Origin of the sequence: Moritella sp. 28, from assembly GCF_018219435.1 — a bacterium.
Taxonomy (GTDB): domain Bacteria; phylum Pseudomonadota; class Gammaproteobacteria; order Enterobacterales; family Moritellaceae; genus Moritella.
Genome location: NZ_CP056121.1, coordinates 4013609 through 4026399 on the forward strand (window position 1 = coordinate 4013609; position 12791 = coordinate 4026399).

At 39.8% G+C, this 12791-nt stretch carries 13 protein-coding genes; 4 read left to right on the forward strand and 9 right to left on the reverse strand.

Translation table 11 applies throughout. The features are described 5' to 3' along the window. Positions 1-8: 8 nt before the first annotated feature. Entirely contained in the window at positions 9-890 is an 882-nt protein-coding gene (locus tag HWV02_RS17675; protein WP_255550528.1) for a helix-turn-helix transcriptional regulator, read from the reverse strand. Between the two features lie 412 nt (positions 891-1302). Here HWV02_RS17675 and HWV02_RS17680 point away from each other — a divergent pair, with 412 nt between their 5' ends. Beyond that, a complete protein-coding gene (locus HWV02_RS17680) occupies positions 1303-2727 on the forward strand; it encodes a lytic polysaccharide monooxygenase (RefSeq protein WP_211688974.1) in 1425 nt (474 codons plus the stop codon). Between the two features lie 134 nt (positions 2728-2861). Then, complete coding sequence (locus HWV02_RS17685) at positions 2862-3380, forward strand: cytochrome b (protein ID WP_211688976.1); 519 nt, start codon at positions 2862-2864, stop codon at positions 3378-3380. Between the two features lie 203 nt (positions 3381-3583). Here HWV02_RS17685 and HWV02_RS17690 read toward each other — a convergent pair whose 3' ends face one another. The 3 genes from HWV02_RS17690 to HWV02_RS17700 all read right to left on the reverse strand — a co-directional run bounded on the left by HWV02_RS17690 (position 3584) and on the right by HWV02_RS17700 (position 5493). Further along, on the reverse strand, positions 3584-4681 hold the full coding sequence (locus HWV02_RS17690; RefSeq protein WP_211677026.1) for an RNA-guided endonuclease TnpB family protein: 1098 nt from the start codon (positions 4679-4681) through the stop codon (positions 3584-3586). Positions 4682-4850: 169 nt separating this feature from the next. Then, positions 4851-5168 (reverse strand): helix-turn-helix transcriptional regulator, encoded by a 318-nt coding sequence (locus HWV02_RS17695; RefSeq protein WP_211688978.1) that lies wholly within the window; start codon positions 5166-5168, stop codon positions 4851-4853. A gap of 97 nt (positions 5169-5265) precedes the next feature. After that, entirely contained in the window at positions 5266-5493 is a 228-nt protein-coding gene (locus tag HWV02_RS17700; RefSeq protein WP_211688980.1) for a DUF2237 family protein, read from the reverse strand. A 27-nt stretch (positions 5494-5520) separates the two neighbouring features. On the opposite strand from HWV02_RS17700, the gene HWV02_RS17705 reads away from it, so the two are divergent. Then, on the forward strand, positions 5521-6159 hold the full coding sequence (locus HWV02_RS17705; RefSeq protein ID WP_211688982.1) for an alpha/beta family hydrolase: 639 nt from the start codon (positions 5521-5523) through the stop codon (positions 6157-6159). A gap of 22 nt (positions 6160-6181) precedes the next feature. Here HWV02_RS17705 and HWV02_RS17710 read toward each other — a convergent pair whose 3' ends face one another. Then, complete coding sequence (locus HWV02_RS17710) at positions 6182-6646, reverse strand: Lrp/AsnC family transcriptional regulator (RefSeq protein WP_211672733.1); 465 nt, start codon at positions 6644-6646, stop codon at positions 6182-6184. A gap of 132 nt (positions 6647-6778) precedes the next feature. On the opposite strand from HWV02_RS17710, the gene HWV02_RS17715 reads away from it, so the two are divergent. Continuing rightward, the gene (locus HWV02_RS17715) at positions 6779-7720 is read left to right on the forward strand and encodes a hypothetical protein (RefSeq protein WP_211677013.1); all 942 of its coding nucleotides are present in this window, start codon (positions 6779-6781) and stop codon (positions 7718-7720) included. Positions 7721-7738: 18 nt separating this feature from the next. Here the strand turns inward: HWV02_RS17715 and HWV02_RS17720 are convergent, their stop codons facing one another. The 4 genes from HWV02_RS17720 to HWV02_RS17735 all read right to left on the reverse strand — a co-directional run bounded on the left by HWV02_RS17720 (position 7739) and on the right by HWV02_RS17735 (position 12628). Continuing rightward, positions 7739-8767 (reverse strand): ChaN family lipoprotein, encoded by a 1029-nt coding sequence (locus tag HWV02_RS17720; RefSeq protein ID WP_211688984.1) that lies wholly within the window; start codon positions 8765-8767, stop codon positions 7739-7741. A 128-nt stretch (positions 8768-8895) separates the two neighbouring features. After that, positions 8896-10104, reverse strand: a complete 1209-nt coding sequence (locus tag HWV02_RS17725) for an OFA family MFS transporter (protein WP_211688986.1) — start codon at positions 10102-10104, stop codon at positions 8896-8898. A 158-nt stretch (positions 10105-10262) separates the two neighbouring features. Then, the gene (locus tag HWV02_RS17730; RefSeq protein ID WP_211688988.1) at positions 10263-10985 is read right to left on the reverse strand and encodes a LytTR family DNA-binding domain-containing protein; all 723 of its coding nucleotides are present in this window, start codon (positions 10983-10985) and stop codon (positions 10263-10265) included. Between the two features lie 11 nt (positions 10986-10996). Then, the gene (locus HWV02_RS17735) at positions 10997-12628 is read right to left on the reverse strand and encodes a LytS/YhcK type 5TM receptor domain-containing protein (protein ID WP_370629436.1); all 1632 of its coding nucleotides are present in this window, start codon (positions 12626-12628) and stop codon (positions 10997-10999) included. Between the last annotated feature and the right edge of the window lie 163 nt (positions 12629-12791).

The following is a 12791-nucleotide window of genomic DNA, read 5'->3' on the forward strand; positions in this document are numbered from 1 at the left end:
TTACTCCGCTATATACCGACATTCGTAGGTTGTATTTTTCGTGTTGGTATAACTGAAAGCATCAGCATATTTCGGTTTGCCATGACTTCAGAACGACTCATAATAAACGAATAATTCTGAATGATTTTAGATTGGTGTTCAATTGGTTTGACTTTAAACATAGGGATTTTCATCTGCATCAATTTTTGTTTCAATTTGCTATCACAAGTACTAAAACTTAAATATTCAATCGCTTTATCTGTCGCTAGCTGATTAAGGTAGACAGACATCATATGATTATCAATTTGTGGGGATACACCAAAAGAAGAGAGTACAACCAATACATTCGCCCGGTCTTGTTTCGCAATATTCAGTAATTCCAGAATATCTATGCTGCTATTCATAAATTCAAATAATGCTTTCGTGGTTACCTTGCAAAATAAGCAATGTCCAACTAACTGGTTCAAACTACAAAAAGCAGCTACTAAAGTGAGTGGTTTTAGCGACTCTGTAGTCGTAATTTTTTGACGTGTTGGAAATAAGCGGGGATTCCCCTCATACACCAAACAAAGCTCTAACATCGACTCAAAATCAGCATGCTCAGGTCGCATTGATTGAGTATAGTATTGCTCATTCTTATAATAAGGGTGAGTAACTTTATCATTCTTGACGCAAGACGAAAGTTGAATAAAAGATGAACATTCTTCTACAAAGTCTGCATTTGAACTGTAGATATTAAACAGATCATCATCAAATATCTCTGCTATTTCTGACTGTTTCGTTAAAGAAGGTGTGTTGATACCACGTTCCCAACGACTGATTGAGATAGTATCTAAGCTATCAAAGGAATGGCTTCTCTCATTTAATAAGGCACGTAAGCCCTCTTGGGAAAGGTCATGTTCTGTGCGCACTTTCCTTAAAAAACTTGAGAATACCCTCATTATTACAGCTTTTTGATAAGAGTATATTTTATATACCATCTTCACTTCCAATTATATCGAATGCCGTTATAACAAACCTAATTACTTTCATTATTCAACGTCACCAAGTTAAAAATAAAAATGCCACCAAACAATAGATTTATAAATATATGCTCATGTATGCACTAATTCCACAGTAATAATTTTAATTTTATTTTAATAAATGCCTACATGCGAAGCATGCATAGATATTGACATCTCAACTAGGCATATGTTTATACATATATATAAAATATTACTCTGGTGGTAGATATAACTACTCGTTATGCTACACCACGCAACAATCGGGCATCACATATGCTCTATACCTGCGCATTTTTAATTGATGAACATGGAGTCTCATATGAGAAGAATAATATTAACGTCACTCAGTGCCTTAGCAGTATCCGCAGCTTTAGCACCAACATTCGCTATTGCACACGGGTATGTAGCAGGTGCATTTCCTTCTCGCGTTAATTTATGTCATGCAGACAATGGAGCTAAAAATGATTGTGTAAATGCTTCATACGATAGACAAAGCTTAGAAGCGCCAAAAGGCTTTCCAACTAAAGGTCCTGTAGACGGTAAGATAGCATCTGCACAAAAAGGCGGGTCATTTGATGTACTTGATCTGCAATCATCAAATAAATGGTATAAAACTAAGATCCAAGCGGGCTTAAATGACTTCCGCTGGTTTAGCACAGCTAATCATAAAACCACCAATTATGTTTATTACATCACCAAACCTGATTGGGACCAAAACGCACCACTAACCCGCGCATCTTTTGACTTAGCCAATCCTTTCTGTGTGATTGATATGGATGGTCAACAACCACTGAAAAATTTAGGCAAGGCACACAGCTGTAACGTACCAGAACGTAGTGGCTATCAGGTGATCCTTTCCGTCTGGACGATCGACGATACCGCGAATGCGTTCTATGATGTTATCGATGTGGAATTTGAAGACGGTGTAACCCCACCACCACCACCCGATGCTTGGGAGCAAAGCACCACAATTGTACCACAAGAAGACTTAGCCGTAGGTGATAAAGTAAAAGCCCGCTTCTTTGATTCATCGGTAGGTTCATTCACCACTCAAACCATCATTGAAATTAACTCCACTGCCAATGGTAAAAAAAATACGTGGTCTTACAACCTGGCCACTGCAATTAATGCTAATCAAACCGATGCGCAAGCGGGTGCGAAAAGTGACAACGATATATTTACCCCTATTTACGGTAATAACCCTATCTACTTAAAAGCGGGCTCTAACCTTAGCTCTGTTGAAGTTGATATCATTAAAGGTGACGTACCTGTTGATGACAGCATTACCGTTTTAGGTCTAGAAGATGAATATATAATTGACAACAATACTGTTGATGTCACGTTTAGCATTGAAGCTGTCGGTAACTTAAATGTCACCAATACTATCTTTGATGCAAATAACACAGCCATCGCATCAAAATCTAAGAATGTTAATGACACGGTTGAGCACTTTACAATATCACTCAAGAATGCAACTGCTGGCACGTTTAAACTGGTCTCAATAGCCAACTCAAACGATAACAGCAATCTATCGCTACAAGTGTCAAATAGCTTCAAAATCCTTGATGCTGACATCCCTGGCGACTGCCAAGATATTCAAGCAATTGATATCAGCAAGCAATACAAACCAGGTAACGAAGTCTCTTACCAAGGTAATGTTTACCGTGCAGAACGTTGGACAGATAGCGGCAAAGCACCAGATGCACAGTATTCAGGCTGGGTATTAGTCGGACCGTGTGCATAGCACCAAGTTAACCCTTGTGAATAAGCCCTCATACACAAGTCGTTAACACATTATCCTTTCAAAAAAGGATAACTTGAAAAACAGCGTAAATCATATTTGCGCTGTTTTTTTTCGTGTCAAAAGAAGGAAAGCAGATGAGTAAACTCACCCAGAAATTTGATATAACCGCGAAATATCTTCATTGGATTTCAGCTCTCGTTATCTTATGGGCAAGTATATCGGGGTTATATATCGCCTTTTTCGAGCTAGAAACACATATTAAATCCCAAATTTTAATTTTCAACGTGTCGATAACAACGGTATTTATTCCACTATTCTGCTGGCGTATTTACCACCGAATAAAACAGGGTACGCCCCAAGCACACCCCGCGATGTCGACATTAGAAGTCAAACTCGCCCACGTCGGACATACCTTACTGTATGTACTGGTTTCATTGGTTCTAGTAAGTGGTGTATTGATGATGGGTCATGATGTGACTGTGTTTCAATTATTTACCATCCCGCAGCTACTGCAACAGCAAAGCAGTATTCATTTTTTTGAAACGATGCATTTGTACACCTGCCGATTATTAGCGGTATTTGTCGTGTGTCACTTAGCCGCGTTAATAAAGCATGAAATGATGGGCAGGCGTATTTTAAAAAGAATGATTTAAGTCATAGAGGTAGGTTCTACGCGAGATAGCGTTCCGTATTCATATTAAGTTACGGAACGAATATCAATGTTGAAGCTCACCCAGCTAAAGCAAGGTGATTCTTGTCGTCAACGGTTTAAGCATTGTGATATTAAATCACTTTAGACTTCTAAAACCTCTTACAAGCATTTAATGTGTCGGTACTACCTACCGCCACAAATTATTTAAGCTGCTATCCTCAACCCTTCATTGTGAATATTGATAGCAGCGTTATGATCTCTGTCATGAGTTGCACCACACGAACAAGACCAGTTTCTTATCGCTAATGACCACTCACCTGAATACAGCGAGCCACATTCATTACACATCTTTGACGATGGGAACCACTGGCTAATAGCTGATACTTTACGCCCGTACCAATCCGCTTTATATTCTAATTGCCTTACTATTTCACCGAAATTAGCATCGTGGATATGTTTAGATAGCTTACGGTTCTTAACCATATTTTTGACTTTCAATGACTCGATCCCTATCACTTGGTTTTCGTTTATAAGTGTCGTCGTCATTTTATGGGTAAAGTCTTTACGGCAATTTGCTATCTTTTCGTGAATCTTAGCAAGGGTCAATTTTTGTTTATTGAAGTTGTTAGAGCCTTTTTTCATTTTGGCTAATCTGCGTGATGCCTTGGCGAGTTTTTTCGCGTATTTATTGGTTAATCGTGGATTATTGAACTTTGTTCCGTCCGAACAAATCGCTAAGTCTTTAATACCGACATCAACACCGACGGTCTTATTCACGACTGGTAGCTGCTTAACATCTTCTTTTACAAGCATTGATACAAAATATTTACCTGATGTTGTCTTTGATACCGTTAATGAGCTGGGTGTACCAGTAAACGGCCGTGACCATTTAATCTTTAATGCTTGCTTCATTTTGGCGAGTATTAGTAATTGCTTGTCCGCGCTCCATTTGAAGCCGTTACTCATATAGCTAGCAGATTGATTACCGTGTTTATGTTTAAACTTAGGATAACCAAAACCTGATTTAAAAAATGACTTAAAGCCTTTATCGAGATGCTTTAGTGATTGTTGCAATGGCACGCTAGAAACAGCTTTCAACCATGAAAAGTTGGGATTCTTTTTAAGCTGAGTGAGGTTTTTACTCCAATCGTTATAATTGGTTTTATTACCCAATTCGTATTGCGCTTTAGAGAAGCCAAGCGCTGAATTGTAAGCGAAACGAACACAACCAAATGTATGAGCAAGTATTGTTACCTGCTCATTGTTTGGGTAGAACCTGTATTTATACGCAATAAGTTTCAATTTTCAGCACCTTACATGACTGTATATATACACAGCACTAAGTTCTAAACTTAGACTCTATGTGCAAATATGTCAATATTAATAACAAAAAAAAGTGCTTATTGCTACGCAATAATGACTTACATCACCGCCCTAAAGGACAGTGTTTTTCGTCAAAGGTGATAAATAATTACTGTTCAGATTCTGCAGCATTGTTCTTCACTTCATCAATACAGCACTCATCTTGTAAAAAACCAATCACAGCTTGTAATTTTTCATATTCAGCCACGCAGTACAAGATTCGTCCTTCACGACGCTGTGAGAGTAATCCAGCTGACGCTAAACTAGAGATGTGATGTGATAATGTCGATCCTGGAATTGATAGTTGCGTTTGTAACCCCCCAACGGCGATCCCCTGATAACCCGCACGGATAACGCTTTTAAAAATACTTAATCGTGTTGGATGCCCAAGTTCTTTCAGTGCTTTCGCAATAATATCAATATCCATTTTTATCTCCGCCTAACCCCTAACAACATATATTTCGATATTAGCAGAAACATATGGGGGTTGCCAAGCTAGACCAACAAAGGGCCGAATTAATACACTAACTCAAATCCATTGCATAGGGTTTAAGTAACGCCATATTATCTTCTAACGCCTGTAACCAACGTGCCGCACACAAACACCAACGATCACCCGCCCGTAAGCCTTTAAAGTCTGAGTCAGGTACAGGGGTTGATAAATCATTGCCTTTAAAACGAGAATATTCTAAAAATTTGGCCGAGGCTTCAATGCATACCGTATAATGGTCTTTTAATGCGTTAACGCGCATAGATACTACTCACGGCATAGGAAGATCATGGAACTCATTTATAACGGCCCTGTTGATGGCCCACTATTTGTATTCGCTCACGGTGCTGGCGCGCCTGCTACTGCTGACTTTATGGAAGCAATCGCCAAAGGATTAGCCTTACACGGTATTCTTGTTGCTCGTTTCAACTTTCCTTATATGCAACAACGCGTTGATAACGGTACTCGCCGACCACCAGAACGTGCACCTAAATTAATCGCCCAGTACCAACAGCTTATTACCAGCATTGACCAACCTATGGTTATTGGGGGTAAATCGATGGGTGGACGCATGGCAAGTTTAGTGGCATCCGATCCGACGACAGATGCGTTGACCGTAAATTCAAAAGTAAAAGGCATCGCCTGTTTAGGTTTTCCTTTCCATCCAGCGAATAAACCAGAATCACTACGTACCGAACATTTCCCACTTATTAAACAAGCGGTTTTTATTGCTCAGGGTGAGCGAGACAAGTTAGGCACAAAAGAAGAAGTAGCGAGTTATGGCCTACCAGATAACATCGAATGGTTATGGCTAGAAGACGGCGATCATGATTTAAAACCAAGAGTTAAAAGTGGTTTTACTCATCAAGCCCACCTGCAAAAGACCATAGATAATATGGCAATGTTTATTAAACAAGTATTAGCATAGGTATCTTAATCGCTTAAATCTGCTAATCAGGAATGACGGCGCGGGTATCGTATTTGAGGCGGTTCATCGATATCTGCGTTTTAAAGTTTTTCATATTCGGCTCGCTGTATAAGTAACGTCGGCAGAAGTCGTCATACTGCTGCATATTTTCAACCGTCACCAATAACACAAAATCAATTTCGCCAGTGACTTGATAACACTCTCTGACTTCAGGAGCGGTGCGGATATGTTTAATAAAGCCATCATTCAAGTCTAATCTATCTCGCTCCATCTCCACATTTACAATCATATGCAAACACGCACCCAGCTTATCTTGGTCAAGCAGTACTACTTGACTGGCAATAACACCTTCGTTTTTTAATTTTTTCACTCGTTTAAAACAAGCGGGTGGAGAAAGACCCACGAGTGATGCTAACTGCAAATTACTCACCGAAGCATCTTGCTGTAACTGATGTAATATCGCTTTATCAAGCCGATCAAGAAACATAATTAACCAAACCAAGTTAAATAAGAAATTTATACAAACATTTGTACGTTAACATTGAAACTATTTCTATCTACTTGAATATAATAAGTGACATCAAACAGGTATTTATTTCGCAGCCATGGAGGCCATCACATGTTAACAACCTTAAAATTATTATTACTCGATGTCTGGCGTGTGTATCTAACACTGCTCAAAGTCATGGTTCCTGCACTTATTATCGTCAAAGGATTCGATCTTGTTGGCGGCACACAATGGCTGGCAGCATTCTTATCTCCTTTCATGAACCTAGTAGGCTTGCCAGACGAAATGGGGCTGGTATGGGCGACCGCAATGCTCACCAATATCTATACCGGCATGGCAGTATTCTTTGAGTTAGCGGGTGATAGTTCGTTGAGCGTCGCCCAGGTCTCAGTCCTTGGCATCATGATGTTACTCGCACACGCATTGCCCGTCGAAGGTGCTGTTGCTAAGTTATCAGGTGTGTCTTGGCGTATCACCCTGCCGTTACGTATAGGTGGTGGATTTATACTTGGTATGATCGCGAATCAAATTTATCAGTTCGGGGATTGGCAGCAACAACCAGCTGTCATCGTTTGGCAACCCACCCCTGCATCTTCAAGTATACCGGATTGGGCGATAGCCCAATTAACCATGCTTGCCTCTATCTTCTTCATCATTGCAGCACTGATAATTTTACTGCGCTTATTAAAATGGTGTGGGATCGAAAAACTCATACAAACGCTGCTGTCACCATTTTTAAAAGCATTAACCATAGGTAAAGAAACAACCAATGTCTGTGTGATTGGCTTAGTGCTTGGATTAAGCTTTGGTGCGGGGTTATTAATTGATGAAGCGCGTACAGGAAAAATAAGTAAACGTGATATTTTTCTCGCCGTCTGCTTTTTAGGCTTAACGCACAGTATAATTGAAGATACGCTCTTGATCTTACTACTAGGTGCAGATGTAATGTCTATTTTATGGGGACGATTAGTATTTGGTTTTATTGTTATCGCTATTTTAGCACGCTGTATCAAGCAGGAGTCACCTTCCTACTCGATCACTAAAACCAGTTAAAAATACTTTTAAACGCATTTATTCAATACACGTTAACTTATCATTACGCTTAGATAAGCCTTTGAATGACGCCATCATGTTCGCTTCTTTCACGAATTGTTTGGGTGGCGCAATAACCTGCAGGCGATAATCACTTGTCGCTTGTTCTGTAAGGGTGTTATCAGCATTTACATCAACCGGGGTGACAATTACCACTTTTAATTCAGGTGCACGCGCAAGAATACTCGCAGCCGTTCCCAGACCATTCTCGGTATGGAATTTACCCGCGATATGCATCACTTGTTTATTCGGATTAAGCGCTAAATAGTTAACAATACTCTCCGCCATGGTTTCATCCCACGTCACTTGTGAGGCAAACTTGTTCTCATTTTGACTTTCATCACCATGGTGCATCGACGCCATAAAATGGTTTTTGTACGGCGAGTCTTGGATATTAATATTCGCGGCTAACCAAGTACGTTCATCCACTGGTAATTTATCAACATAACTGATGCCTTCTTTGGCGATACAACGAATGATATTTTTAGGTGCATTTGCCGCGATAATATCAATTTTATTGGCTTTGGCTAACTCCACTAACGGACGATAATCACTGGTATAATTTGGCCATGCATTACCCTGTTTTATTAACGTTCCCTCCCCTATTTCACCCGCTAAATAAGCATTAACAATAGCTTGTTTATCACGGGTAAACTGCTCCATCGACAGCGTTACATTGTCGTTCTCCGCAATCATGCTTTGTAATAATTCCGTTTGAAAACGATGAATACCAGCATGAGTATGCCATTCACCCACCAGCACAACATCGGCACCTTGGATGTCAGCAACAAAGCGTTTCAAGTTAATATCCTGACCAGAGGGAGACTGTAAGCCATACCCGAAGTAAGTAGTCACTTCCGATGGGTTAATAGTTTGTTCAGTCTCTTTTAAGGATGGGGAAGTCGCACAACCTACAAGTGCGGAAGTAAGTACTACGCTCATGAAACTACGTTTATAATTTTTGAATACACGTGCTGATGGAGAACATAACAGAGAAAAAGTAGACATATAACACCCTAATAATAACGACCCTTCAATAGTAATACATCTCATTTGCAATAACAAACCACGTATTATATCGCTCTTAAAATAGTCAACGTTCATGCAGCGCTCGCGACGTACTAAACCTTACCTGGCTAGGCTGGAGAGCGAAGAGGACTGGTTGGCTGTGAGCCCGGCAACTTGATCGTGAGCGTAATAATAAGCGAGATGACTAATAGCCCTAACATAAGATAGAAGGTTGCCGAAAATCCACCGAACACTGATGCGACGATAGAACCAATAATACTACCAATACCAAAACCAAGGTAAATTAAGCCATAGTTTTTTGTCAGATTGTTTAAGCCAAAGAAATCACTGATCAATGATGGGAACACGGTGATCGTGCCACCAAAACTAAAAGCGATACATACCAAGGCAAAGTAGAAACTGAACATACTTTGCTCAGCAAAAAGTAATGCAGATACGCCAGCTAAGCAGATAAACAGTGCAATTGCGATCACTTTAATACGACTAACACTATCTGAAAGCACCCCTAGTACTAAACGACCACTTAGATTAGCAATAGCAATAATCGCAACCGAACTGGCAGCAACCGCCATAGGTAAATGCTCATAACCCTCGCCGATATCTTTAGCGACACCAATAACATACAAACCACTCATGCAAACTGTTAAAAACACCAATGCCAGCATCCAAAACTGTGAGCTTTTCACAGCCTCTCCGAGGGTGTAATCACGAACAGGCGTTGCAGCTGCCATTTGTGGTTCTTGCTTGGGTGCGTCTTTCATCATTAGACCACCAATAATAACCATAACCATGGCAATTAGCCCCCAAGTATTAAAGGTACTTTCTAATCCACTATTGGTTAAGAAATACATATTAATATATTTAAAACCAAGACTGCCTAAACCGTATGCACCAATGGCACACGCAGAGACCAAACCTTTACGCTCGGGAAAGAGTTTCACACAATTAGATAGAGTCATCAGGTAACCTGTACCATCGGCAAAGCCCACTAACAAACCTGCGAATACATACAGCAAGATCAGGTTCGAAGCATAGGCGGTTAGCGATAAGCTCGCACCCAGTAATAAACCCGCGCAAATAGTCACTTTACGCACACCGAAACGTTCTTGCAGTTTGCCTGATAATGATGATGCTATGGCTAACGATAAACTTAAAATACCAAAAGAAAAAGCCACGCGGCTAACCGGCACAGATAACTTGTCTGCCAATTGTGAATTAAATAAACTCCACGTATACACCGACCCTAACGCAAATTGGGTGATGATAGTGCCAAGCAAGGTAAATAGTCGATCTCGGTTTGATATTTGAGTCGTCATAGGTAAATCTCCAACGAATTGAAAAGCATGAAGGCGACAGTATTGATCACCTTGTTAAGCCACTAAAATACGGGGTCCGCAGGAGATAACAATAGGCGGAAAACAATAAAAAATGAGATGCAATAAGTACGGTATGAAGTGCAATATAACGGTATGAATTACAATTTCATTAATTCACGAAATTCTTTTATATTACTGCGACTGACAGGTATTTCACTGCCGATGTCACGTACTTTGAGTTGATAGGTACAATTCAGCCAAGGGATGATCTCCTGAATTTTATCTATGTTTACACAGTAAGAACGATGACAGCGAAAAAAGCGCTGTTCAGGTAAACGATTAATTAATTCGCTCATGGTAAAAGGGACAATAAAAGCATCCTCTTTAGTAAACACATTAGTCACCTTCTCATTAGCCACCGCATAATAAATATCATCGATGGCGGTAACGAAAATACGGTTATCCTTAATCAAATTAATCGTTTTAGCTCTGACGTCTTCAGGCTGGATGGCTTGGCATTGGTGAGTTGCTTCTAACTTGGCTAATAGCCCAATAATACGCTTTTCATTCAGTGGTTTTAATAAGTAATCAAAGGCCTCTAGTTCAAATGCATCCACTGCAAATTCTTTATAAGCGGTGGTAAACACAATATGCGGTTTTTCAGAAAATTGATGGATATTACGTGCGAGTAACATACCATCAATTGATGGTACATTAATGTCTAAGAAAGCGATATCGACCTTATTAGTTTGCAGATACTTAAAGGCTTCTAAACCATCATAAAAGGTAGCAAGAATCTCGATATTACTATAGCGTTCAATTAAATACGTCAGCTCTTCCCTTGCTAAATATTCATCTTCGACGATCAGGGCTTTCAACATGCAGTTACCTTTTATTTCAATTCGTTGACGTAAAATACGATTTCAGTACCTTGCCCAAGACGTTTAATATACAAACCCTCACCATATAATAATAAGATCCGCTGATGCACATTCATTAAACCAATATGATGGCTTTCCATCGTGCCGTTATAGAGCTTATCAATAACGTGCTGGCTAATTCCCATCCCAGTATTTTGAATAGTGATTTTGAAGCGCTGCGCATCTCGCTTTACCGAAATATTGACTTTACCGGGCTGGCAAGAAGGTTGAATTCCATGCTGAATTGCATTCTCTACCAAGGGTTGAATCAATAAACAAGGAATAGTTGGGTGCACATCATCAACATCAAATATAACTTCGAGCTTGTCACCAAATCGAGCTTGCTCAATAGCGACATAATCCCTTACTTGTTGTAATTCTTCTTGGATATCGATCAAGTCATTATTACGTTCTAGGTTATAACGTAGAAAATCGGCTAAATTGGCAATCAATTGACGGGCTTTATCGGGATTAATACGTACTAGCGTGGAAATAGCATTCAAAGTATTGAACAAAAAGTGTGGGTTAATTTTACTTTGTAATGCAGAAAGCTCTGCTTTACTCGTCATGGTTTTCAACTGCTCAAGACGTGAAACTTCCATTTGAGTGGAGATCAATTGCGATAAGCCGATGGTCATTTCACGTAATGACGGTCGAATACGGTGTGGTTGGCGATAGAATATTTTAAACGTACCGCTAACTACGCCGCTTTCCCACAATGGGATAATTAACAGCGAATGAAAGCCGTGTACATTAAGATTATTACTAATTATTTGTTCGCCCGTATTAACCGCCTGCTGGGTCATTTCACTGATCTTGTGGTAAGTATCCAAATAGTTTTTTTGACCAACACCAACATAAGCCAATACGTCTTTTACATCGGTAATGGCGACGGCGTCTGCATTCGTTTCTTTACGAATAATACTGCATACTTTGATCAATGAGTCGCGGTGATTATTGCGAAAATAAGGTAATGTTTTATTGGCGATATCGAGGGCAAGTTTTGCTTGTTTAGCGGCGATTAAATCTTTTTCGTCATCTAAATCTTGAACCAATTTGATAATAAGCCCAATACATACAGCACCACCGATCATCGGCACGCTAATGTGTTCAACAATCGTGTACGCGAGTTCCTTATCTTCAGATAGGGTCACAATTAAAATCATGGTTAAAGTTTCGCAGAGCATACCGACAATAATGCCCCATTTTGCGTAAGATTTTTTGTGGCATCGAAAATGGATCCAAGTTGCTAATAATCCCGCAATCGTACTGGAAATTAAACAAGCTAATGATGTTGGTCCGTCCATGTCGATAATATAGCGGTGTAAACCTGAAATAATGCCCGCAGGAATAGCCACCCAAGGACCAAAAATGATCCCACCAGATAAGACGGCAATAATGCGCACATTGATAAGAGACCCTTCAACATTGACACCCGTGTAGTTACTAAAGACAGCAAATAGAATGAAAAGTATCGAGATGAGGGCTGTTTCAACGGGGTGTCGTCGGGTTTTGATAACAATATGTTGGAATAAATTGGTGCGTGTTAAAAAAAATAATGCCATGAGCATCAGTGCTGCGCGCTCAAATACCGCCAGCAACATCATAAATTGTTCGGTGTACACAGAGAAAAGCCTTAATACCATCGCATAAAAGATATTTACGCTTTAATTGTACCAATCATATCAACTTTACTCTATTGATTGTTTGATTTGAAACATAATACTCTAAATCATATTCAGAGTGAGCAATGACATAGCTAAAATG

What these genes read in the sequence shown, in the direction of transcription:
- HWV02_RS17680 (WP_211688974.1), top strand. Translation starts at nt 1,303, where the DNA reads ATGAGAAGAATAATATTAACGTCACTCAGTGCCTTAGCAGTATCCGCA.
- HWV02_RS17685 (WP_211688976.1), top strand. Translation starts at nt 2,862, where the DNA reads ATGAGTAAACTCACCCAGAAATTTGATATAACCGCGAAATATCTTCAT.
- HWV02_RS17695 (WP_211688978.1), bottom strand. Translation starts at nt 5,168, where the DNA reads ATGGATATTGATATTATTGCGAAAGCACTGAAAGAACTTGGGCATCCA.
- HWV02_RS17700 (WP_211688980.1), bottom strand. Translation starts at nt 5,493, where the DNA reads ATGCGCGTTAACGCATTAAAAGACCATTATACGGTATGCATTGAAGCC.
- HWV02_RS17705 (WP_211688982.1), top strand. Translation starts at nt 5,521, where the DNA reads ATGGAACTCATTTATAACGGCCCTGTTGATGGCCCACTATTTGTATTC.
- HWV02_RS17710 (WP_211672733.1), bottom strand. Translation starts at nt 6,646, where the DNA reads ATGTTTCTTGATCGGCTTGATAAAGCGATATTACATCAGTTACAGCAA.
- HWV02_RS17715 (WP_211677013.1), top strand. Translation starts at nt 6,779, where the DNA reads ATGTTAACAACCTTAAAATTATTATTACTCGATGTCTGGCGTGTGTAT.
- HWV02_RS17720 (WP_211688984.1), bottom strand. Translation starts at nt 8,767, where the DNA reads ATGTCTACTTTTTCTCTGTTATGTTCTCCATCAGCACGTGTATTCAAA.
- HWV02_RS17725 (WP_211688986.1), bottom strand. Translation starts at nt 10,104, where the DNA reads ATGACGACTCAAATATCAAACCGAGATCGACTATTTACCTTGCTTGGC.
- HWV02_RS17730 (WP_211688988.1), bottom strand. Translation starts at nt 10,985, where the DNA reads ATGTTGAAAGCCCTGATCGTCGAAGATGAATATTTAGCAAGGGAAGAG.
- HWV02_RS17735 (WP_370629436.1), bottom strand. Translation starts at nt 12,628, where the DNA reads ATGTTGCTGGCGGTATTTGAGCGCGCAGCACTGATGCTCATGGCATTA.